Raw genomic sequence first — 24426 nt, 5'->3', positions numbered from 1 at the left:
ACAGGCTGCGCCGCGGTCTGCGGTTTTATTGGACGGCTCTGCTCTTTGCGGCAGCCGGCTTCATTCCATTATCAGGATGTCAAAAGAATACCCCTATGATGCTTACCGCCAAGATTTCTGCGCCGGATATCGTCGATGTCCGGCTGCAAGATTCAGCCCGCCCCATTCAAGCCGCTGATTTTTATTTCACCCCGGCCCTGCAGATTTTCCGTGTGGAACAGAAGGAGCAAACGGTCCGCCTGCATACCGCCCCCATCGAGCTGACCCTGACGCGCTACCTCCACTTTCGTGAAAGCAAATGCGAGCTCAATCCGGACGACTTCCTTGATACCTTTTATTCCGACAAGCCGCTTGGTTGCACCTGGAATGACACCTCCACGGCCTTTCGTCTCTTCGCACCACGGGCCAAGCGGGTGACCCTGACCCTCTATCCCGATGCCGTCTCCCCCTCCGGCGTGCAGCATGAGTTGCAGCGCGACCGGGATGGGGTCTGGGAGGTTGTTCTTCCCGGCCACTTTTTCGGCCGGGCCTACACCTATCAGGTGGATGGGCCGGCCGGGGCTTCGGAGCAGTTTGATTATAACAAACCGGTCTGTGACCCTTATGCCCGTGCCGTCGCCACGGCCAATGAGTTCCTGCACCGCGGCCGGACTTTGATCCTCGACACAGGCCGTTATGACTGGGAGGGCGACCGTCCCCTTGGAATCGGGCTGGAGGATATGGTCATCTATGAATGCCACGTCCGCGATCTCACCGCCCATCCGAGCTCGGGCTGCCCGACGGAGCTGGCGGGCAGCTACAAGGGCGCGATCCTACCGGGACGGACGGGTGGGATCGACTACCTCAGGGCCCTGGGGGTCAATGCTATCGAACTGCTTCCCGTGCAGGAGTTCGGCAACATTGAACTCCCATATAACGTCGATGCCGGCGGCACCCGCAATACCTGGAATCCCTATGCCCGCAACCATTGGGGCTATATGACCTCCTATTTCTTCGCACCCGAGTCCTATTATGCCAGTGGTGCGAGCATGACGCCGGGCGCGCTGTGCGGAGCAGATGGCCGCCAGGTGGAAGAGCTTAAGGATCTGGTCAAGGCGTTCCACCGGGCGGGCATCGCCGTCCTCCTCGATGTCGTTTACAATCATGTCTCCCAGTATGATCAGAACTGCTTCAAGCTGACCGATAAAAAGTATTATTTCCGCCTGGACGAGAACCAGAATTATCTCGCCACCAGCGGCTGCGGCAATGACTTCAAGACCGAGCGGCCGATGACGCGGCGGCTCATCCTCGAGAGCGTGAAATACTGGATGGAGGAGTATCACATCGACGGCTTTCGCTTTGATCTCGCGGCGATGATCGACTGGGAGACCGTGGATGCGATCACCCGCGAGGCGCGCCGGATCAATCCCAACGTAGTGCTGATCGCCGAACCCTGGGGCGGCGGCCACTACGATCCGGCCGGCTTTTCCAAACACGGATGGGCCGCCTGGAACGACCAGTTCCGTAACGGCATCAAGGGCCAAAATCCGGAGAATGGCCAGAACTATATCTTCGGGCGCTATTGGGGCGGCGTCGACCGGGAGGCGGTGAAACGCTTCATCCGTGGCACCCTCGCCGCCGAGGGGGGGCTTTTTCAGAAGAGCAGCCATGCGGTCAACTATCTCGGCTCGCACGACGACCACAGCTACGGTGACTTTGTTCGCATCGGCTCGGGGGCGGTCCAGCCCGACCAGGTCATCTCCGATCCGCTCATTAATGCCCGCCTGACCACCGAGGAACTCAAGATCAGCAAACTGGGCGCCCTGATTCTCTTCACCAGCCAGGGGGTGGTGATGATGGAGGAGGGCCACGAATTCGCGCGCAGCAAGGTGATCGCCAAGACCGAGGCGCCCGACCCGATGGCCGGCCATATCGATCATAACAGCTACAACAAAGACAACGAAACCAACTGGCTCGATTACCGCCATGCCGCCCTCAACCAGGAGTTGGTCGACTATTACAAGGGTTTGATTCGGCTGCGCAGGAAATTTTCCGCCTTCCGCGGGACCCCGCCGGAGCGCATCCACTTCAGCGACGGCGACAACCCCTTTGCCCTTGCTTTTCAGCTGCACCAGGAGGGCGAAGTGGGGCCGGCCGAATTGCTGGTCCTTCTCAATGGTCATCGCGAGGCGATCTCGCGGTTCACCCTGCCCGGGGGGAGTTGGCGGATCCTGGTTAACGGCGAAGCGGCGGGGGAGTCGCCGCAGGGTCGCCCGGTCGAGGGCGAGCTGGTTCTGCCCGCCACGACCGGCATGGTGCTGATACGTTGACCAGAGACCGTTTCCCGTCCCATCGTCCATCCCAGGAATGAGGTGCCCATGCAAGGAATCGCCGATATCGTCGCCCGTCTCGACCAGTTTTTCTGGGGATTGCCGCTGATCGTTCTTCTCTTCGGCACGCACATTTATCTCACTATCCGTTTACGGTTCCCGCAGCGTTACATCTTCAAGGCCATCAAGCTCTCATTCACCCGGGATGAGGGGGCGGAGGGCGAGGTCAGCCAGTTCGGCGCCCTGACCACCGCTCTGGCGGCCACCATCGGCACCGGCAACATCGTCGGCGTGGCGACCGCGGTCGCGATTGGAGGACCGGGGGCGGTTCTCTGGCTCTGGCTGACCGGGGTGTTCGGCATCGCCACCAAGTACGCCGAGGGGCTGCTGGCGGTCAAATACCGCGTCAAGACGCCCGCTGGAGCGATGGCGGGAGGGCCCATGTACGTCCTCGAGCGCGGCCTGGGCAAGCGCTGGCTGGGCTTGCTCTTCGCCCTCTTCACCGCCGTGGCCGCATTTGGCATCGGCTGCATGGTGCAGGCCAATTCCATCTCCACTCTGGCGGCCAGCACCTTCCAGGTGCCGACCTGGGTGACCGGATTGTTTCTGGCCCTGCTCACCGCGGTGGTGATTCTCGGGGGCATCAAGAGCATCGCCCGCGTCTGCGAGATTCTCGTCCCCTTTATGGCCCTCTTTTATATCATCGGCTGTCTCTATATTCTGGTGCTGCACCACGCGACCTTGCCGCAGACTGTCCGGCTTATTCTACACAGCGCCTTCGACGGCCATGCAGCGGCCGGCGGCTTTGCCGGTGCCACGATCATGATGGCCCTACGCTATGGTGTGGCGCGCGGACTCTTTTCGAACGAATCGGGATTGGGTTCGGCCCCCATTGTCGCAGCCGCCGCAAAGACCCGCAATCCCGTGCGCCAGGCGCTGGTCTCTTCCACCGGCACCTTCTGGGATACGGTGGTGGTTTGCCTGATGACCGGTCTGGTCCTGGTCAACTCAGGGGAGTGGACCAGCGGCGCCAACGGGGCAGACTTAACCCGTTCGGCCTTCGCCTATATCCCGGTCATTGGGCCGATCGTTCTGACTATTGGCCTGCTCACCTTTGTCTTCTCGACCATCCTCGGCTGGAGCTATTACGGGGAAAAAGCGATAGAATACCTGGTTGGCGTAAAAGCGGTGCTGCCCTATCGCATCCTCTGGTGCATCGTCGTTTTTCTTGGTTCAGTCTTTTCTCTGCAGTTTGTCTGGGATTTCGCCGATCTGGCCAACGGCCTCATGGCGATCCCCAACATCATCGCCCTGCTCGCTCTGAGCGGCATCCTCGTCCGTGAGACGCGTGCGTATCTATGGGATGAGCAGCTGTGATGCGGCCCATGCAATTTTTCTTCAGAATCCGGTGTTATCTTTTTAAATCATTCAAAAGTGCAGCTCTTTGATTCTTTAAAGATGGAGGCAACGATGAAAAGAAGCATGATGGCCTTGACGGCTTTGATAATAACGATCTTGCTGGCCCTTTCCCTTCCGCTTCAGGCGCAGGTGAATATGCCGCGGCCCAGCCCCAAGGCCAGTGTCACCCAGACCATCGGCCTGACCGATGTGACGATCACCTACAGCCGTCCCGGGGTGAAGAACCGCACCATCTGGGGAGAGCTGGTCCCCTACGGCAAGGTCTGGCGGCTCGGCGCCAACGAGGCTACGACCATCAGTTTCGCCGATGATGTCACCGTCGAGGGTCAACCCCTGCCCAAGGGCACCTACAGCTTGCACGCCATTCCCAATCCCGAGGAATGGACCATTATTGTCAACAAGGTGGCCGATCAGTGGGGCTCCTATAATTACAAACAGGAGGAGGATGCCCTGCGGATTACGGTCAAACCGCAGACCGGTCCCTTCGTCGAACGCATGCTCTTCACTTTCGATGATGTGACCGATGAGTCAGCGGTGGTTACTCTGGCATGGGAAAAGATACGCGTCTCCTTCAAGATCGGCGTCAACACCCAGGTCAAGGTCCTCAACAACGCCAAGGCGACGTTGAGCCCTCGCGCCCTTTTCTTTGCCGCGCAGTATGCATATCAGAACAATACCGAGCTCGATCAAGCCGCCAAATGGCTGGATGCCTCGATCGCCCTGGAAGAGAATTATCAGAATCTGAGCTTCAAGGCCGGCTTGCTCGCCAAGGCGGGCAACAAGAAAGAAGCAGTCAAGCTTGGTGAAAAGGCCATCGCCATCGGCAAGGCGACGCAGCGCGTCCCGCCGGATCTGGATGCCTTTGCCAAGCAGGTGCAGGAATGGAAGAAGAAGTAACAGAACAAGCTGGTCCATCAGGCCAGGCGCTCCTCTTGCGTCTGGCCTTTCTGTTTAACACGGAGGCTCTGTAGTATGAAAAGGATCGGATTCATCATGCTGACACTGGTTACATCTCGGCTCCTGGCCATCGACCTCGCCTCGCCGAATGGCCGACTGGGGCTCGATTTTTATCTTAATATGGCCGGCGAACCATGCTACCGCTTGGCGCTTGATGGCGCCCCGGTCATCAAGGAGAGTCGCATGGGGATCGCGATCAGGGAGAATCCCGGCCTCTTTGACCGTTTCACCGTGCTCCACTTCGAGCGCAGCCAGATCGACACGAGCTGGGAGCCGGTCTGGGGCGAGGCGAAGCGCATCCGTAATCACTACAACGAGCTTGAAGTGTCCCTGCAGCGTCAGGAGCCCGAAAAACGCATCATGACCCTCCGCTTCCGCCTCTTCGATGACGGCCTTGGTTTCCGTTACGAATTTCCGCGCCAGCCGAATCTTGGCTATTTCATCGTCAGCGATGAAAAGACCGAGTTCAACCTCACCGGCGATCACCGCGCCTGGTGGATTCCCGGAGATTATGATACCAACGAATACGATTACGCGACGACCCCGCTGAGCAAGGTCGATGCGATGCGGGGCAGTAACATGTCCGAGATTGCCGTGCGCTCAATCATCGCCGCCAATGCCGTGCAAACGCCGTTGATGCTGAAAACCCGGGAGGGCCTCTACATCAACCTCTTCGAGGCCGCTCTGGTCAACTATCCGGCGATGAATCTGCTCATCGACCAGAAGAGCTTCACCCTCACAGTGCGCCTGGTTCCCGATGCGGTCGGCAATATGGCCTACCTGCAGACGCCGGAGAAGACCCCCTGGCGCACCATCATCACCAGCTGGGATGCCCGCGACATCCTCGCCTCGCGGATGATCCTCAACCTCAATGAGCCCTGCGCCCTGACCGACACCGACTGGATCAAGCCGCAGAAATATATCGGCATCTGGTGGGGGATGCATGTCGGCACAACCTCCTGGAACATGGCCGACACCAGCAACCTCAAACTGGCCTCGACCGACTGGAAGGCGCTCAAGCCCAACGGTCATCACGGCGCCACCACCGCCGAAACCAAACGCTACCTCGATTTCGCCGCCCGACACGGCTTTGACGGGGTGCTGGTGGAGGGTTGGAACGTGGGTTGGGAGGACTGGTTCGGCAACTGGAAGGAGGAGGTCTTTGATTTCGTCACCCCCTATCCCGATTTCGACGTCGACGAGCTGCAGCACTATGCGGCGGCCCACGGGGTGCGCCTGATCATGCACCACGAGACCTCGGCGGCCGTGACCAACTATGAGCGGCGGATGCAGGAAGCCTATGCCTTCATGAATGCGCACGGCTACACCACCGTCAAGACCGGCTATGTCGGCCGTATCATCCCGCGCGGCGAGCACCATGACGGCCAATGGATGGTCAACCACTATGTACGCGTGGCTCGGGAGACGGCGCGCCACCACATCATGATCGATGTGCACGAGCCGGTCCGCCCGACCGGCCTGCAGCGCACCTGGCCCAACTGGCTGGCTTGCGAGGCGGCGCGCGGTAACGAATATAACGCCTGGAGCAACGGCAATCCCCCCGAGCACGAGACCATACTCCCCTTCACCCGGCTGATGGGCGGGCCTATGGATTATACCCCGGGCATCTTTCAGATCAAGATGGCGTATTACAAGCCCGGCAGCACCTACCAGGTTCATACCACCCTGGTCAAGCAGCTGGCCCTCTATGTCACCCTCTACAGCCCTCTGCAGATGGCGGCCGATCTGATCGAGAATTACGACCGATTTCCCGATGCCTTTCAGTTCATCAAGGATGTGGCCGTCGATTGGGATGAGAGCCGCATCCTCGCCGCCGAGCCGGGCGACTATGTGACCATCGCCCGTAAAGCCAAGAGTTCGGACAAGTGGTTCATCGGCGCCATTACCGATGAGGAGGCGCGCCCGGCGGAGGTCAAGCTCGATTTTCTCGATCCCGGCAGAAAATATACGGCAACGCTCTATTTGGATGCCGCCGATGCACACTGGCAGAAGAATCCCATGGCCTACCGCATTCGCAAGGGGCTGGTCACGAGCAAGTCGGCGCTGCGGATGGCGCTGGCGCCCGGCGGCGGTGCGGCGGTGAGCCTCTGGCCGGCGAGCCCTGCGGAGCTGAAATTGCTTAAACCGCTGAAATAGGGGCGGAGAGAGCAGGAGGATGCATAAACGTGTCTTAATGGCCGCCGTCTGGGCGCTGTTACTCTCCGCGGCGTGTGCCAGGGCGGAGGATCCAGGCGGGATGGCTGGCGAGCGGCGAGCGCTGGAACAGGCGCGGTTGCTCTTCTACTCGAGCGTCGAGGACAAACGGCAAATCGAGCCGGCCATCGCCGCCTTTGAGGCGCTCATCCGTATGCAGCCTGAATGGGAGGGCCGCGCCCGGACGTACCTCGGAGCGCTGGCGGCCCTGAAAGGAAAACACAGCCATATGCCCTACGACAAATGGCGCTGGGCCAACCGCGGCCTCAAGATGATGGATGCCGGGGTGGAGATGAATCCCGAGGATGTCGAGGCCCTCTTCATCCACAGCTCCACCTGCTACTTTCTCCCCTTCTTTTTCCATCGCGGGGAGGATGCCCAGGCCAAGTTCCACACCCTGGTCCGGCTGCTGCCGGAAAAGCATGCAGAAATCGACCGGCCACTGCTCGCCAATGTAGTCAACTTTATTGTCGAACGGGCGCATCTGGATGCCAGCGAGCGCACGGCTCTGGAGCGCCTGCGGCAGGAACTGCAACTGGATCCCGGCAGCCGCTATACGGAGCCCGTTGAATCCAGAGGTGACTCGTGAGCCACCTCGAATATCTTGTCTTCAATCTGCTGGTCGTTATCGGCCCGCTGGCCCTTAGTTTCGATTCCAGGGTGCGTTTTGTGCGCCGCTGGCCGACCGCTCTTTTCGCCGCCCTGTGCCTGCTCGTGCCCTATGTTCTCTGGGATGCCCTGGTCACCGGCCGTCACTGGTGGTTCAATCCGCACTATACGGCCGGGACCTTCATCGGTCCCCTGCCGGCCGCGGAGTGGCTCTTTTTCATTACGGTCCCTTTCTCCTCGCTCTTCGTCTGGGAGGTGTTGCGCTATTATCGTCCGCGCCAGCATGCAGCCGGAGAGCGGCGCCCCCCGTTCTGGCTCTGGGCGGCGCTCCCCCTCTCCGGTGTCCTGCTCTGGCTGGGCAAGGAGTACACCGCCCTGGTGATCGCCCTTCTCGCACTGACGGTCTGGGCCGACCTCCACTGGGGAGGCCGAATTTTAGCCCGAGCCAATTTTTGGCCTTACGCAGCTCTGCTCGCCGGGTTGATGCTGATCTGCAACGGCTATCTGACCGCCCGGCCGGTGGTGCTTTACGCTCCGGCCTACCAGCTCGACTGGCGGATCGGCACCATCCCGGTCGAGGATTTTCTCTACGGCTACAGCCTCCTCCTCGGCTGCACCTCACTCTATGAAAAGATCAGGAGATCCCATGGGTAGACCGGTGGCCGTCATCGGCGGTGGACTGGCGGGATTAAGCGGCGCCATCGAACTGGCGCGGCGCGGGTACAGCGTCGATCTCTTTGAGCAGACCGGCCAATTGGGCGGCAAGATGAACGAAGTGCGCCTGGAGGGCTTCCGCTTCGATACCGGCCCCTCGCTGCTCACGATGCCCTTCGTCCTGGAGGAGCTCTTTGCGGACGCCGGCTTCCGGCGCCGGGAGTTCCTCGAATTCGTTCCGGTCGAACCGATGTGCCGCTATTTTTTTTCGGACGGCAGCCGGCTTGATGCCAGCTCCGATGCGACGGCCATGGAGAGGGCCATCACCCTGCTTTCGGAGCGGGACAAGGGCCGCTTTGAGCGCTTTATGGCCTACAGCCGCCGTATCTACGACCTCACCGCCGAGGTCTTTCTCTTCACCCCGGTCCATGAATGGAAAAAGCTGCTCAACCGCCGTCATCTCGCCACCCTCGGCGCCCTGCCCTCCATCGATGCCCTGCGCACGGTCCATCGCGGGGTCAAACGCTTTTTCCGCGATGACCGCATCATCCAGCTCTTCGATCGCTACGCCACTTATAACGGCTCCAATCCCTACCGGGCGCCGGCGACGCTTAACATCATCCCCTACGTCGAGTACGGATTCGGCGGTTTTTACATCAAGGGCGGGATGTACCGCCTGGTCGAGGCGTTGCAGCAGCTGGCTGCCATTCTGGGCGTGCGCATTCATACCGGCCAGCGGGTCGAGGAGATCGTGACGAAGGAGGGGCGGGTTGCCGGCGTGCGGGTGGACGGGCGGCTGCTGCGCACAGAGCGGGTACTCTGCAACGCCGATGTAGTGACCGTCTTTAACCGGTTGCTGCCCGGATTCGGCAAAGAGCGCCGCAAGCTCAATCGCCTCGAGCCCTCGCTCTCGGGAATGATTTTTCTCTGGGGCGTGAAAAAGTGTCATCCCGAACTGGCGCATCACACCATCTTTTTTTCCGCCGACTATCGCCGCGAATTCAGCCAGATTTTCGACGAGCTGCGGGCGCCGGAGGATCCGACCGTCTATGTCGCCATCACCAGCCGCGCTGACGCCGGCGATGCCCCGAAGGGAGGGGAGAACTGGTTTGTCCTCGTCAATATGCCCTATCTACGCCCGGATGCGGCTGAACCGGATGTCGCTGGAGTGCGCCGGAGTGTGCTCGCCCGGCTGCAGCGAGCGGGCATCGATCCCTCTGCCGCGATCGTCTGTGAGGAAGTGATAACCCCGCGCGACTTTCTCGATCGCTATGGCAGCAACGGCGGCAGCATCTACGGCATCTCGAGCAACTCGCGCGCGATGGCCTTCCGCCGCCCGGCCAACCGCAGCCGCGCCGTGCCCGGCCTCTTTTTCGCGGGCGGCTCCTGCCATCCCGGCGGCGGCATCCCCCTCGTGCTGCTCTCGGGCCGGATGGCGGCCGGACTGATTGCGGAGACGGAATAAGAAAAGCGCGAAAAGTTGTTAAGCGGTTGAAGATAAACAACAGAACAGCAGAGCGGGAATCGGATTGCCTATCATGCCAGCGGGTGCTAAAGTCATTGTCATCGGAGCCGGTTTCGGCGGACTGGCCATCGCCAACCGCCTCCAGGCGCAGGGGTATCAGGTCACTATCCTGGAAAAGAACCCGAGGGTGGGCGGCCATGGCTATCCCCTCGAGATCGACGGCTTTCATTTCGACATGGGCCCCTCGCTCATCACCGAACCGGCGCTCTTCGAGGAGATCTTTGCCATGGCCGGCAAACGGCTGGCCGATTATATCGACATCCTTCCCCTCGATCCCTACTACCGCATCTATTTTCACGACCATACCTACATCGACTATACCGGCGACAGCGAGCGGATGCGCCTCCAGATGGCGCAGTTCAATCCGCGCGATGCCGCCCGCTACGATGCCTTTATCAAGACCTCGCGCGGGATCTATGAAGCGGTCATCGTCGATGGTCTCGGTACCCGTCCATTCATGGACTGGCGCAGCATGCTCTCCTTCGCACCCCGCGCCCTGCGCCTCAAGGCCGTTCTGCCCTCCTACCATTTTTCGGCCCTTTTCTTCAAGGATTTCCGCCACCGTTTCATCTTTTCCTTTCACCCCCTCTTCATCGGCGGCAATCCCTTCCGAGCCCCAGCGGTCTACCAGATGATCCCCTATCTCGAAAAGATCCACGGGGTGCTCTACAGCAGGGGCGGCATGTACAGCCTGGTCCGTGCCCTTGAAAAACTCTTCCTTGAGCAGGGCGGGACTCTACACACCAGCCGGCCGGTGCAGGAGATCCTGGTGCGTGAGGGCCGCGCCACCGGCGTGCGCACCGCCGAGGGGGAGATCCCGGCCGATCTCGTCATCTCCAACGCCGATTTCATCCACACCTATCGCGATCTGATCCGGCCGGAGCACCGTAAAAAATGGAGCAACCGGCGGCTGGAGCGCGTCCATTATTCGATGAGCGCTTTCCTCATCTATCTCGGCCTGAAAAAGCGCTTCCCCCAGCTCCTGCATCATACTCTGGTGCTCTCGCCCCGCTACCACGGTCTGATCAAAGATATTTTTGACCGCAAGATCGTGCCGGAGGATTTCTCGCTCTACCTTCATACCCCGACACGAACCGATGATACCATGGCCCCCCGGGGCTGCGAAAGCCTCTACATCCTCGCCCCGGTCGCCAATCTCAGGGGTGGACAAAAGTGGAGCGAACTCGCCGAGCCCTTTGCACAGCGGATCCTCGACCATCTCGAGCATCATGTCGGGCTGACCGGCCTGCAGGAGAGCATTGCGGTCAAAAGGCTCTTCACGCCGGAGGATTTTCAGCGCAAACAGAATGCGGTCTATGGCAGCGCCTGGGGCGTGGAGCCGAGGCTGACCCAGACCGCCATCTTGCGGCCGCACAACCGCAGTGAGGATGTGCGCGGGCTCTATCTGGTCGGCGCCTCCACCCACCCCGGCGCCGGACTGCCGGGCGTGGTCCTGACCGCGGCCACCACCGATTATGTCATCCAGCACGACCTGGGTAGGAGCTGATCCCATGGCGCCCTTTTGGCACGATGTCCATCTGGCCCCTTCCTATACCTACGCTCGGGCGATCACTCGACACTACGCGCGCAGCTTTTACTTCGCCTCGCGCTTCCTCCCCGCCGAAAAGCGCTGGGCCACCTGGGCCCTGTATGGCTTTTGCCGCTACGCCGATAATCTCATCGACCTGCAGCGGACCCGCAGCCGGGAAGAGCTGCTCTCCGAACTGGCCTGCCTCTCAGGGGAGATCTCCCTGGCCTACCGCACCGGCGAGTCCGAACATCCCATCCTTAAATGTTTCATCGATACCGCCCGGAGGTACCAGATCCCGGAGCGCTACGCCCAGGAGCTGATTAAGGGGGTCGAGATGGACGTCACCTTCAACGGCTATGCAAGCTATGACGATCTCCACCTCTTCGCCTGGCGGGTCGCCGGTGTGGTCGGCCTGATGATGACCTATCTCCTCGGCTACCGGGATGAGAGCGCCTTTCCCTATGCGGAGAAACTGGGCATCGCCATGCAGCTGACCAACATCCTGCGCGATATCCACGAGGACAAGGAATTGGGGCGGATCTACATTCCGGTCGAAGAGATGCAGCGGTTCGGGGTGGCGCAGGAGGATCTCCTCGCGGAGCGGATGACGCCGCAGCTGCGCGCCCTGATGGAATTTCAGGTCCAGCGCGCTTCCGCCTGTTATGCCGAGGCCGAACCAGGTATTGCCCTGCTCGATCGTGATTCGCGTTTTGCCATCTATACCGCCAGCCGCCTCTACCAGGAGATTCTCAACAAGATCGTGCTGGCCGGCTATAATCCCTTCGCGGGACGGGCCTTCGTGCCCAGCTCGCAAAAGCTGGCCATCCTGCTGCAGGAATATGCGCGCCGGCGCTGACCCAGGCTTCGAAGAGAGGATGCCCCTGATAACCGCTCGTCACAGCAAAACGGCGCTCGCCCTCTTTCACCTCTATCTCCTGCCGGCGATGCAGCGGCAGTTTCACGCCGTGTACCTCCTCGGCAATGAGCCCGCTTGGCCGGCTCATACGCCTCTCATCATCCTGCCCAACCACAGCAGCTGGTGGGACGGATTCTTCGTGGATCTGCTCAACATTCGTTTGTGGCAGAGGCAGCTCTATGTGATGATGCTTGAAGAGCAGCTGCGCAAGCGCCTCTTTTTCCGCCGCCTCGGTGTCTTTTCCATCGATCCAGCCACCCCAGGCGGGGTGCGCAGCTCGCTGCGTTATACCCGAGAGCTGCTCCAGGGCGAAGCGGCGGGGCGGCGAGTGCTCTGCTTCTTTCCGCAGGGGGAATTGCTGCCCTGGCAGACCCGGCCGCTCGGCTACAAACCCGGGCTGATCTGGCTGTTGCAGCACCTCGAGGGCCCGGTCTGCCTGGTTCAGCTTGGTATCCGTATCGAGTTTCTGCAGCAGCAGCGGCCTGAGGTCTTTCTTGAATTCTCCCGGCCGCTGCAGTGGTCCGGCCGTCCAGAGCTCCTCGCGGAGTGGGAGGAGGGACATGCCGTCCTGCTGGATGGGCTAAGTCGCCGTATCGCCGCCAGGGAGGAGGGAAGGATTCTGCTGCAGGGCCGCCACTCCGTCGATGCGCGCTGGCAGCACTGGCGCGGACTGCTATGGAGGAATGCGCGATGAGCGGACTGATTATCGCCCTCTATCTTCTGCTCGGGATGACCTTTCTGGTGAGTCTCTTCAACACTTTGACGGCGCCGTTGGTCAGCAAGGGTCCGCAGCCGCGCCGCACCCCCAGAGTCTCGTTGCTCATCCCCGCCCGCGATGAGGAGCGCACCATCGCCCGGTGTCTGGAGAGCCTCCGCCGTCAGGAGTATCCCGAACTCGAGATTATCCTCCTTGACGACCATTCCCGCGACCGGACCGCCGCCATCGTACGCGATCAGGCCGCGATCGACCCGCGCATTCGGCTGCTTCAGGGCGAGGCGCTGCCGCCGGGCTGGACCGGCAAGAACTGGGCCTGCCATCAGCTCAGCCGCGCCGCAACCGGCGAGATTCTTTTTTTCACCGATGCCGACAATTTTCACGCCCCCGATGCTGTTGCCCGCAGCGTCGGGTGGATCGAGAAACTGGGTCTCGACCTCTTCTCGGCCTTTCCCCAACAGATCACCCTCAGCTGGGCGGAAAAGCTGGTTGTGCCGATCTTCGACCTTTTTGTCTACAGCCTGCTCCCGCTGTGGCTGACCTTGTATAGCCGTTTCCCCTCGCTCTCGGCGGCCAACGGCCAGTGGCTGGTCTTCACCCGCCGGGGCTATGAACGATCGGGCGGACATGCCGCCGTGCGCAGCCACATCGTCGAGGATACGGCCTTGAGCCGGCGCGCCAAGCAGCTCGGCCTCCGCACCCTCACCGCCTCGGGCCGCGACGCCGTTTTCGGCCGCATGTACACCGGCCCGCGCGAGGTTGGGCTCGGCTTCGCCAAGAACGCCTTCGGATTGATGAATTTCAAGGCCATTCCCTATTTCCTTTTCATGGGCCTGCTCTTTTTTATATTCGTCCTGCCCTATCTGCTGCTATTCTTCCCGACGCTGCGGGTGTGGGCCCTGCCGGCGGTGGGCGTGAACATCCTGCTGCGCCTGCTGGTGGCGGTCCGGTTCGGCCAGCCGTTCTTCTACAGTGTCGTGTTACATCCGGTCAGCATTCTCGCCACCCTCCTGGTGGGGTTGGCCTCCTTTTACTATTATGGCAAGGGAACTATCACCTGGAAGGGGAGGGCGGTGCCATTGCGCGGGGCCGCGGGAGAGGAGGAAGAGCGCCATGCGTGACCGCAGGGGTTGCGCCGCCGCGCAGGGTGCGGGAGCACTTTCGCCCGGAGGCAGGGTATTACGGCGGCACGAGGATGGCCTCGCCCTTTTTCTGCTCTATTTCCTCCTCGCTGCAGGGGGGCTGTGGAATCTGTTGGGCTGGTTTCAGGAGGTGATGCGGCTGTTGGCCGCTCCCTTGCTCATCGCCCTGGCGATCCTTCTGGCCGCTGTCCATGCACGCCGTCAGGTGGCGCCACAGCGGGCGTTTTTGTTTTATGCCGGCGTGGTGGTCTCTGCTTTTATCTTGGAGTGGGTCGGGGTGACGACCGGCAAGGTTTTCGGGTCGTACCGGTATGGGAGGGTATTGCAGCCGCAGCTCTTCGGAGTGCCGGTGGCGATCGGCTTCGCCTGGCTGGGGATGCTGATCTCCGCAGCGGCGGTCGCGGACTGGCTGATGCAGCGCCTGCCCCGGTGCTCGCCCTGGCTACAGGTGGTGTTCACGGCTGTGTTAATGCTTGTCTTCGACGTCGTGATGGAACCGGCCGCGGTCCGGCTGGATTACTGGCAGTGGCAGGGGAATCTCATTCCGCTGCAAAACTATGCCGCCTGGTTCCTTTTTTCACTGCTGTATGCGGCTGCGGCCTGGAGGTTTGGGCTGAGCTGCCTCAGGCTGCCCGCCTTTTGCCGCCACGCCTGGTTCGCGCAGCTCCTCTATTTCGTACTGGTCCGCCTCGGGCATCCTCGGTAATTTCGTACCGCGTCTCACCGGCCGACAGCGGTCTCCAGATTAATGAGCCAAACCGCTCCTGAGCCTTCGAACGGCTGCGGTATCGCCGGCTGCGGCATACGCCGTGGTGGCATTGCTGCGGGCGTCCGGGTCGCCCGGATCGAGTTGCAAGCTCTTCGCGTAGCACTCGGCCGCCCGCGCGTACTGTTGCCGCGCGAAATAGGCATAACCCAGATTTTTCCAAGCCCCTGCGTTGCGGGGGAATAAGGCGGTGGCTTTGTTCAGCCAGTAGATCGCGGAGTCGAGTTCGGCCGGCTTGTGCGTCAGCCGGAGGGTGCCGAGGTTATAAGCCACATTGGGCCAGCGGGGATTGATCTCATAGAGGCGCCGGTAATAATAGAGGGAGCTGTCGATATTGTTCTGCAATTTGTTGCTGTTATCGGCCAGGATGGCCAGGGCCCGGGCGTAGCGTGGATGGATGCGTATCGCGCGATGGAGGTAAACAAAGGCCGAGTCGATCATCGCTTTTTTCAGCCGGGGGTCCGGAGTAGCCGCCTGGCGCATGATCAGCCAATCGGCGGCCGACGCATTGGCCGAGGCGCTGTTGGCTGAGATCTTGACATCGGTTGTGGTAAGGGTGTAATTGTCCTTCCAGACGGGATTGCGTGTGATGGTTTTGGCGGCAAAGAGCATCGCTATGAGGAGCATCGCCACGGCGATGGCAGCGCGCGGAATTTTTCTCTGCAGTTCGGCGGCGACAACCGCCAGCCCCAGGCAAAATCCGATCGAAGGCGTGAAAAGAAAACGTTCGGCCATGAAGGTGCCGACGGGAAAAAATAGATTGCTCACAGGGGCGAGAGCGAGAAGATAAAAGCTCACTCCGAAAGCAACGAGGCTACGTTTGCGCAGGTAGAGGAGCGCGAAAAGGACGAGTCCGGCATAGAGCATCAGGGAGACCAGAACGCGCCAATCCCCCCAGCCCGTCAGGGGGATGTGGTAGGGATAATAGTCATACGTGAGGGGATGCGGAAAGACCAGCAGGCGCAGATAGATGCCGAGCGTCAGGGTGATGGTCGCCCATTTTTGCGCCGGGGTGGCTTCGAGAAAGGGATTGTTGAGCAGTTCCTGCATCTGCGGGGAAGTAAATCCCAGCACCGCATAGCGGAGTGCAAGAAAGAATACGGCGACAAGGGTCAGGCTCATCAAGATCCTGTTAATCTGGCGGCGCGGCTGTCTGGTCATCCATAAAGAAAGGGGGATGATGGCTGCGAAGGCGATGGCGCTCTCTTTGGCCATGAGTCCGAGAAAAAGGGCCGCACCGCTCTTGATCAGCCAACCGGACCGGCGGCCCTTGCTGTATTGGAGGGCTGCATACCAGGCCGCCAGCCCGCCAAGAAGGGCCAGTATCTCGTCACAGCTCTTGATGTTGGCAACCACCTCGGTATGAACCGGGTGAACCGCAAACAGGACGGCAGTGACAAAGGGGATGCTCCAGTACCAATCTTTTCGTTCCGGCGGCTCAATCAAACCGTTGAAAACCGCATAAAGCAAGAGGCAGACCAGGACAAAAAGCATCACGGTGACGAGGTGAAAGAGGGTGGGCTGTGCACCGAAAAACTCAAAGAGGATGGCGAAAAGGATCAGGGAAAGCGGCCGGTAACGGCCGCCGGTCAGATAGCGCGCATCTTCATGAAGATACCCGCGCATCGTGTCATGGCGCAACAGATCGGGAATGCCGCTGAGGCCGGCGCGGGTATAACTGTTTTCGGTGATGACCATGCGGTCGTCGAGAACAAACTTGTGCCCAAGGGTGTTGGCGTAGAGCAGAAAGGCCAACAGCGCCAGCACCAGCCAGGGAAGCAGGACGCGCCGGTCGTTTCTTTTCTGCCGGATGGCGGCCGGTTTATTTTTCCGCTGGTTTTTTTTGCCCATGTCCGCGACTCCTGGATTAGTCCGCACCACCGCCTTTTGCGCCGTATACTGTTCGCTCGCGGGCAGGACAGCTCACATGCTTGCGCCCATCCGCTTTCCGTTCCGGCTCTACTTGAGCACCAGCGCCTTGCGCACCGCGCGCCAATCGCCCGCCTGCAGAGTGACCAGATAGAGACCGTTGGCCACGCCCTCGGCCTGCCAGTGCACCTCGTGCCGCCCCGCCGGCAGACGACCCTCCGCCAACACTGCCACCTCGGCGCCTCCGACATTGCAGATCCTGAGCGAGACCTGTTGCGCCGAAGGCAGCCGGAAGGTGATCGTCGTTGCCGGATTAAAGGGATTGGGATAGTTTTGCAGCAATTCCGGGCGCTCCGGCAGCCATCCCGCTTCCGCCGTGCGCACCCCGGAGGTCTTGTTGCGCAGCTGGCTGGCGGGCTCTTCCCCGGCATCGGCAAATTTCCACTCCGACCCCTGCTTGAAGAGGATGGTGTTTCGGTTGTCGATCAGCTGGGCGTCAAATGAGATCCCCCGGGTGTAATCATAGGCGTGCATTTCGACTGCGAACAGGTTTTCTCCGTTGTGCAGTCCCTGCAGGCCTTTGGCGGCATTGATCACCACCATCTTGTTCATGTTCGTCACCAGGGCTATGGAGGCGGAAGTAGCGGCGGAGATCTCCTCTTCCGCCGGCATGTTGATGCGTTCGATCTCCCGGCCGTTGAGGTAGACCACAGCGCCGTCACGGCCTTTCACGAGCAGACCCAGCCCGGTCACGGCGGAGGCATCGGCGACGGTGAAGCTTTTTCTGAAATAGACCGTTTGTACCCTATTGCAAAGCGTCCTGAGGCCGCTGCTGGTGCCGTAGCCGATGGGTGCGGCGCCGGATTTCCAGCCGGCGTCATCGTAATTCTCCTCTTTCCAGTTGAGGAGGATTTTGGTCGTATCGAAATTGACCGCGACGGCAAATGAGGCCGGCATCATATTGCCGCGGAGATCGGCGGCTCGGAAGTAATAGAGATAGCTCTGGCCATGATCGCCGGTGAGCGTGACGGCATGTTTGCGCTGACCGGTAATGGTGCAGGTGTGTTCCATCCGGTCCCAGCTCTGGTCCAGGCTGCTGTAGCGGACGGTGGCATAGGTGTCGGTTTCGAACGCCAGGGTGATTTCGCGCCTATAACTGGTCTGTGGCGAATCCGGGAATTTGGTGAAAACCGGCGGTCGGGTGTCGTCGTAGGGACTCCAGGCGTCGAAGCTGTTGATGGCCGCAATCAGCCGCTCGGCAATCTTGTGGTGGGTCGCCACGCTGGGATGGCCGTCATAGACATAGCCGCCGTCATAATAGGGATAAGAGGTATAGAAAACATCTGCGTTGCCGGCGGCGTTTTCCTCGGCGACAATCTCGGCTATGACCTGCTGCAGCCACTCGACGTGCGGACCTACGGCAAGAATTTTAACCCCGGGATAAAGGTCGCGCAGGGTGGCGACGAATTTGTGGTACTCGGTTTTATATAGATTGCGGTTACTCTCGCTGATCGCGCCGTTCCAGCCGCCGAAACCTGAATAATCGTTCAGCCCCAGGCCGATGACAACGAGGTTGGGTGCCCATTGAGAAAAATCCCACGGCGGCGTGGCGGTGAAGGTATGGGTCTGGCCAAAGACCGCCGGCAGGCTGCCGGAGCGCGAGCCTTGCCAGTCCATCACCATGCCGTAACCGGAGCGGCTGGTCATCATGTACTCGGCGCCAAAATGGCGCGCAGTGATGGGGCCGAAGCCTTCATTGATGTTGGTGATCGGGGCGTCTTCGGCGGGCTTGTCGGATTTGGTGTAGAGATTGCCCGAGGCACTGGTGTACGAGTCGCCGACGAATTCGATGCGGCGCTCGGGCCGCGCCGGAGGCGGCAGCAGCCCCTTGCCGTCATCCAGGACAAAGCCGTTGAAGGTGAATTTGGCCCAGGTGGTCTCATTGCGTTTTTCGATGCGGATGGAATGGCGTCCCGGGGCGAGGCCGGAGGCAACGGGATAGGTAGTGATCTCGCCGCTGGTGGGATGGAGGACCAGGGTGTCCGCGCCGTCGATGATGATGTTGTAATAGCAGAAATTATCCTTCATTTTGACGCCGATACTGGTGCCTTCGAACTCGGCGTAGAGGTAGACGCCCGGCCAGGAGTGGGCGGGGGCGAGGGGATCGCTGAAATCCCAGCGGCCGGAATACTGGATATTGGGATCGTTGGCGGGGATTTCGATTACGGCCCGCGCTCCAGACAGATGTACCAGCATAAGGGCGCACATGAAAAAGACCGAGGAGAGTTTTTGCATATTGTGATTTCCCTTGATTCGAAATTTACGGATGGAACGCTTCGGATCGAACGTTTCGGGTCGAACGTCCGGTGATCGGGCCATCTTGTGAATACCGACGGAGACGAGGACTCTACATCCCAAGCTGCTGGCGAATCTTGGCTACCGGATAACCGACGCCATCCATTTTCTTGCGGCGCTCCTCGCTGTTTTCCAGCTCCCGCAGCCATTGTTCGAGCAAGGGGCGCAATTTGGTTTTCCTGGCCGCCTGCCGGGGTGTATGGTTTTTGAGCATCGGGATCGGCTGGTCGATAATCCGGCTATAATAGTCATCCATATACCGGCTGATCAGCTGCTGTTTGATCTCTGCGGGTATCTCCTCTTTTTTCTCTGCTTCGGGATTCTCACTTTGCGCAGCAGCCATGAGTTTGGCCATATCTTTTATCTCAATTCGCTTGAATTGCAGGGCGCTTCCGAAGGTTTTTTCCAGCCATCCATGGAAGAAATCGGCCAACTCCGCGCTCTGCACCTCGACCCGCATGATATACGGATCCAGTGTGACCAGACCGAGGCTGCGTACTCCCGATTTTCCGTCCTGGCCTGGACTATCCAGTTCACGGTTAAACCGGGGATTGCGCAGTGGCCGCAGCAGTTCCTCCAGGCTACCTTTTTCCAGAAGGGAGAACACATACCGGTTCATTTTTTTCATCTTGTTCTGCCGGTCAGGTTTTTCCGATGCTTCGATGTCGGAAAATTCGATCTTCTCCTCCACTTTGGAAAGAATGGAGTGGATATCCTTAACCTTGAAAAAAAGAGTACACAACTGCATCGCCCCATACGGAGTATGTATCTTGAGATGGGTTCGGCCTTCGTGGATCTCCCGTTCGATTTGGAAAAAGATCGGCCAGAAGGTTTTGCAGAACTCGGCGTGACTGGCCTCTTGCAGTTGTTTGGCTGTTTTCTGGCGCAGCGCTGACATCATTTCCTGGATGAAGGGTTTGTCGCGTGGGGAAAAGCGGGTCATAGTTCCGGTAGCATAGTTCTTGCCGTTCAGGGAATAGCACCGGCACATGCAGATATCCCACTGGATCAGAGTCCGGGAAGCCGAGATGTCACTTACAAAATAGGAATGTCCGGTGACCAGGGAGGCCGCTTCGAATCCTTTCCCCGGCATTACCTGCAGAACTTCATAGAAATCCAGATGGGATCCGGCTTCCGCCTGAATGCGCTCTTTTTCTTCCGCAGAGAACTCGCTGAATTCCTGCCGGGAGAGCCAGGGGAAAAAACGGTCATTCAGAGCCGGGTATTTATAGTCGTGTAGCAAGATATCATAGATGCGCATCAGACGGCTGATCTTTTCCTCTTCCGGCAGCCGAGCGGTTTCTTTGAGAAACTGTTTGGGGTTTTGATCGAATATTTCCTCGATCACCTTTTCGAAGATGGGAAAGGTGTGTGCGGTCTCATTGTAGATCTTGATGACTTTGTCTTCGAAGGTTGCCATAAAGTTGCGCTCCTTTTTCGGCAGAGGCTCCTTTCTGCCAGCATAAAGGGAAAGACCATTTCGATCGGGATTGTGCGGTTCTGCGATTGATCCTGTCAGTCCATTTGGGTAAACATGAAATGAAATTAGCGATCATGTTTTTAATATCAAAACATAATCTGCAGGAGGGTGGTCGCCGTAATCCCCTGAATCGGAAACCTGCTTTCGCAATAATTTTAGTATTTTAGCTAGTATATATGGTTGAGACCGGAGCAGCGCTGCCGGAAAAAGAATTAATTCATCCCTTTGGATCAATCTATCTGGCACTTGCCTGCTAAATGATATACAGTCGCTATTTGCTTATAGGTATTTGTGACCATGTGTGACCAGACTGAAGCTGGTGCAGGAGTTCAGAAAAAGGGGTGGTTTCAATCCACGCGCCCGCGCGGGGCGCGACCGCACGACCTGGAAAAAGGAACTGGATTATATCAGTTTCAATCCACGCGCCCGCGCGGGGCGCGACCGCACGACCTGGAAAAAGGAACTGGATTATATCAGTTTCAATCCACGCGCCCGCGCGGGGCGCGACATGAATGTCGCTGCCGGATGATCGGTCGTGTAAAGTTTCAATCCACGCGCCCGCGCGGGGCGCGACAAGGTTGCAACGGCGGCATTGGCAAAGGCAAATGTTTCAATCCACGCGCCCGCGCGGGGCGCGACCCAGAATCCAGCGCTCAAGTAGCATGGTAAGTTTGTTTCAATCCACGCGCCCGCGCGGGGCGCGACTGTATATTTAATCGGGGTTAGGGAAACAGGACAGTTTCAATCCACGCGCCCGCGCGGGGCGCGACATGAGGTTTCGGGCGGGTCCCCGGCATATGCCAGGTTTCAATCCACGCGCCCGCGCGGGGCGCGACGTCATATTCCGGCAACATCTCTGAGACCGTAGAGGTTTCAATCCACGCGCCCGCGCGGGGCGCGACCCATGCCGGGTTGTAGCGCGGAGTCGTATATAACGGTTTCAATCCACGCGCCCGCGCGGGGCGCGACGCACAAGGATGGTCTGATAAATTATGATGCAGTAGTTTCAATCCACGCGCCCGCGCGGGGCGCGACAAACATCGTCTGCATCTCCGGCGGCCCCGCTGGTAGTTTCAATCCACGCGCCCGCGCGGGGCGCGACAAACATCGTCTGCATCTCCGGCGGCCCCGCTGGTAGTTTCAATCCACGCGCCCGCGCGGGGCGCGACCGGTACCGGCGGCTTTGGTGCGGTCATCGCTAAGTTTCAATCCACGCGCCCGCGCGGGGCGCGACGTTGGTGCGACAACCGCTACGCTCCTCAATGTCGTTTCAATCCACGCGCCCGCGCGGGGCGCGACGTCTGGATCCTGCTCCTGTCCAACAAAGCGGATAGTGTTTCAATCCACGCGCCCGCGCGGGGCGCGACCGGATACGCCGCCGCCGCTGCGCCCGAATTGCCCGTTTCAATCCACGCGCCCGCGCGGGGCGCGACAAATAAACCAGCCGGTCAGGCTTAATCTGTTTCAGTTTCAATCCACGCGCCCGCGCGGGGCGCGACGTCTGGATCCTGCTCCTGTCCAACAAAGCGGATAGTGTTTCAATCCACGCGCCCGCGCGGGGCGCGACCGGATACGCCGCCGCCGCTGCGCCCGAATTGCCCGTTTCAATCCACGCGCCCGCGCGGGGCGCGACAAATAAACCAGCCGGTCAGGCTTAATCTGTTTCAGTTTCAATCCACGCGCCCGCGCGGGGCGCGACCGGTACAGGCGGACACAATCACCGCAGCAACGCTGTTTCAATCCACGCGCCCGCGCGGGGCGCGACGCAGCATCTGCGAGACGGTCAGTGACCCATGCCCGTTTCAATCCACGCGCCCGCGCGGGGCGCGACTTGTGGCACCCGATACCTTATCCGCCTTGGCCGGTTTCAATCCACGCGCCCGCGCGGGGCGCGACTATTGACCACCCCGCCTGCATTGGCAATGGCTTCCTGTTTCAATCCACGCGCCCGCGCGGGGCGCGACTTGACCGACCACCCAAACCATCGGAGTCTTGTTGTTTCAATCCACGCGCCCGCGCGGGGCGCGACGCAGCATCTGCGAGACGGTCAGTGACCCATGCCCGTTTCAATCCACGCGCCCGCGCGGGGCGCGACTTGTGGCACCCGATACCTTATCCGCCTTGGCCGGTTTCAATCCACGCGCCCGCGCGGGGCGCGACGGGGCTCGCCTGGTGCGGCGCTCTGTCGGACTGGGTTTCAATCCACGCGCCCGCGCGGGGCGCGACGCAGAATATCGTCAATAATAACGTAATCAGAGGTGTTTCAATCCACGCGCCCGCGCGGGGCGCGACGCGAATCGTTTTCCGGCGAGTTCGCAAAGATCGTAGTTTCAATCCACGCGCCCGCGCGGGGCGCGACCGGTACAGGCGGACACAATCACCGCCGCAACGCTGTTTCAATCCACGCGCCCGCGCGGGGCGCGACACGGACGCACCGGGCGCATCGTGGACGAGATTGGTTTCAATCCACGCGCCCGCGCGGGGCGCGACAGAACAATTGAGCGGCGGCCTGCGTCTTCGAATTGTTTCAATCCACGCGCCCGCGCGGGGCGCGACAACATATGCAACCGTTGTGGATGCCGGAACATCGTTTCAATCCACGCGCCCGCGCGGGGCGCGACCCCCTTTCCTGTTGCAACGTCCTTGCTCATTTTGGGTTTCAATCCACGCGCCCGCGCGGGGCGCGACCATGCAGGACGATAGGCGGCTTTATTGGCGCGTGTTTCAATCCACGCGCCCGCGCGGGGCGCGACAATTCCGGGAGAAACGAATTGACGATCTGGACTGTTTCAATCCACGCGCCCGCGCGGGGCGCGACCGGAAAAGGATCCGACCTCCGACAAGCTGAAAGGTTTCAATCCACGCGCCCGCGCGGGGCGCGACACTATAACGGGGTGGATTGAGAGAGCTATCTCTGGTTTCAATCCACGCGCCCGCGCGGGGCGCGACGGGCGAGCTTGCCGCACTGAGGGTGGAAGTTGCTGTTTCAATCCACGCGCCCGCGCGGGGCGCGACATGTTCCGACATGCACGAAGTGAAGATCTTCAATGTTGTTTCAATCCACGCGCCCGCGCGGGGCGCGACGTATCTTTGGCCTGAAGGTTCTCTTTGGCGACCGTTTCAATCCACGCGCCCGCGCGGGGCGCGACATGGCCGAGTCGGCGATCAGTTCGTCGGTGGCGTAGTTTCAATCCACGCGCCCGCGCGGGGCGCGACCACCATGGCTGGCCGTCGATGCGGGTGGTGAACTTGTTTCAATCCACGCGCCCGCGCGGGGCGCGACCGCAGGGGCCACCGGCACGGCCACCATTACGATGGTTTCAATCCACGCGCCCGCGCGGGGCGCGACAGCCTGGGTCAATTCGTCTTTTTCCATTGTGGTGTTTCAATCCACGCGCCCGCGCGGGGCGCGACACGCTCGACAAAGTTGTTGAATTATCTGCAGTAGGTTTCAATCCACGCGCCCGCGCGGGGCGCGACGGAGGTTATCTGGTCCCCACCGAATACCGCCGCGTTTCAATCCACGCGCCCGCGCGGGGCGCGACGCAACTGGGGAAACACATCCTGATTGATGAGCCAGTTTCAATCCACGCGCCCGCGCGGGGCGCGACATCATGCGCCCATAGCACTACGGGATTTTTCAGGTTTCAATCCACGCGCCCGCGCGGGGCGCGACAGTGTCCGCGTCAAACGTCACGTCATCAATTTTTGTTTCAATCCACGCGCCCGCGCGGGGCGCGACAATCAGCATTACATCACCTCACTTGATTAGGCAAGTTTCAATCCACGCGCCCGCGCGGGGCGCGACATACGCTCGACAAAGTTGTTGAATTATCTGCAGTAGTTTCAATCCACGCGCCCGCGCGGGGCGCGACAGTTTGTGCTCAAAAAAAAATGATAAAAATGAATAGTTTCAATCCACGCGCCCGCGCGGGGCGCGACCGGCCTGGGTCAATTCGTCTTTT

The 24426-nt window shown here is 60.3% G+C and carries 15 protein-coding genes and 1 CRISPR repeat array; of the genes, 12 read left to right on the top strand and 3 right to left on the bottom strand.

The features are described 5' to 3' along the window. Window positions 1–95: 95 nt before the first annotated feature. The 12 genes from PLH32_10445 (at window position 96) to PLH32_10390 (ending at window position 14697) form a co-directional block, all read left to right on the top strand. A complete protein-coding gene (locus tag PLH32_10445) occupies window positions 96–2309 on the top strand; it encodes an alpha-amylase family glycosyl hydrolase (protein ID HQJ65018.1) in 2214 nt (737 codons plus the stop codon). A 48-nt stretch (window positions 2310–2357) separates the two neighbouring features. After that, window positions 2358–3686: a sodium:alanine symporter family protein gene (locus PLH32_10440; protein ID HQJ65017.1), complete on the top strand. Its 1329-nt coding sequence runs from the start codon at window positions 2358–2360 to the stop codon at window positions 3684–3686. 93 nt (window positions 3687–3779) lie between these two features. Beyond that, window positions 3780–4625 carry a DUF2911 domain-containing protein gene (locus PLH32_10435; GenBank protein HQJ65016.1) on the top strand — a complete coding sequence of 282 codons (846 nt, stop codon included), beginning with the start codon at window positions 3780–3782 and terminating at the stop codon, window positions 4623–4625. A gap of 75 nt (window positions 4626–4700) precedes the next feature. After that, window positions 4701–6842 (top strand): glycoside hydrolase family 97 protein, encoded by a 2142-nt coding sequence (locus PLH32_10430; protein ID HQJ65015.1) that lies wholly within the window; start codon window positions 4701–4703, stop codon window positions 6840–6842. A 19-nt stretch (window positions 6843–6861) separates the two neighbouring features. Continuing rightward, window positions 6862–7488, top strand: a complete 627-nt coding sequence (locus tag PLH32_10425; GenBank protein HQJ65014.1) for a hypothetical protein — start codon at window positions 6862–6864, stop codon at window positions 7486–7488. Next, the gene (locus PLH32_10420) at window positions 7485–8162 is read left to right on the top strand and encodes a lycopene cyclase domain-containing protein (protein HQJ65013.1); all 678 of its coding nucleotides are present in this window, start codon (window positions 7485–7487) and stop codon (window positions 8160–8162) included. The genes PLH32_10425 and PLH32_10420 overlap by 4 nt, the downstream gene beginning before the upstream one ends. Continuing rightward, entirely contained in the window at window positions 8155–9627 is a 1473-nt protein-coding gene (gene crtI / locus PLH32_10415) for a phytoene desaturase family protein (GenBank protein HQJ65012.1), read from the top strand. The genes PLH32_10420 and crtI (PLH32_10415) overlap by 8 nt, the downstream gene beginning before the upstream one ends. Before the next feature lie 73 nt (window positions 9628–9700). After that, complete coding sequence (crtI, locus tag PLH32_10410; protein ID HQJ65011.1) at window positions 9701–11194, top strand: phytoene desaturase family protein; 1494 nt, start codon at window positions 9701–9703, stop codon at window positions 11192–11194. Between the two features lie 4 nt (window positions 11195–11198). Then, window positions 11199–12074: a phytoene/squalene synthase family protein gene (locus tag PLH32_10405; protein HQJ65010.1), complete on the top strand. Its 876-nt coding sequence runs from the start codon at window positions 11199–11201 to the stop codon at window positions 12072–12074. A gap of 19 nt (window positions 12075–12093) precedes the next feature. After that, window positions 12094–12828 (top strand): lysophospholipid acyltransferase family protein, encoded by a 735-nt coding sequence (locus PLH32_10400; protein HQJ65009.1) that lies wholly within the window; start codon window positions 12094–12096, stop codon window positions 12826–12828. Continuing rightward, entirely contained in the window at window positions 12825–13970 is a 1146-nt protein-coding gene (locus PLH32_10395) for a glycosyltransferase family 2 protein (protein HQJ65008.1), read from the top strand. The genes PLH32_10400 and PLH32_10395 overlap by 4 nt, the downstream gene beginning before the upstream one ends. Continuing rightward, window positions 13963–14697, top strand: coding sequence for a carotenoid biosynthesis protein (locus PLH32_10390; protein HQJ65007.1), 735 nt, complete (start codon window positions 13963–13965; stop codon window positions 14695–14697). Before PLH32_10395 ends, PLH32_10390 begins: the two co-directional genes overlap by 8 nt. A 39-nt stretch (window positions 14698–14736) precedes the next feature. Here the strand turns inward: PLH32_10390 and PLH32_10385 are convergent, their stop codons facing one another. The 3 genes from PLH32_10385 to PLH32_10375 all read right to left on the bottom strand — a co-directional run bounded on the left by PLH32_10385 (window position 14737) and on the right by PLH32_10375 (window position 20401). After that, complete coding sequence (locus PLH32_10385) at window positions 14737–16608, bottom strand: tetratricopeptide repeat protein (protein ID HQJ65006.1); 1872 nt, start codon at window positions 16606–16608, stop codon at window positions 14737–14739. 108 nt (window positions 16609–16716) lie between these two features. After that, complete coding sequence (locus tag PLH32_10380) at window positions 16717–18921, bottom strand: SGNH/GDSL hydrolase family protein (GenBank protein HQJ65005.1); 2205 nt, start codon at window positions 18919–18921, stop codon at window positions 16717–16719. Window positions 18922–19033: 112 nt separating this feature from the next. After that, window positions 19034–20401 (bottom strand): hypothetical protein, encoded by a 1368-nt coding sequence (locus tag PLH32_10375; protein ID HQJ65004.1) that lies wholly within the window; start codon window positions 20399–20401, stop codon window positions 19034–19036. 404 nt (window positions 20402–20805) lie between these two features. Further along, a CRISPR array of direct repeats spans window positions 20806–24403; the repeat unit is 32 nt; unit sequence GTTTCAATCCACGCGCCCGCGCGGGGCGCGAC. Window positions 24404–24426 lie beyond the last annotated feature (23 nt).

The sequence above is a fragment of the bacterium genome (assembly GCA_035419245.1).
GTDB lineage: Bacteria > Zhuqueibacterota > Zhuqueibacteria > Residuimicrobiales > Residuimicrobiaceae > JAKPUX01.
The sequence above is the reverse complement of the archived record's forward strand: the minus strand, read 5'-3'. Positions and strand labels throughout refer to the sequence as shown.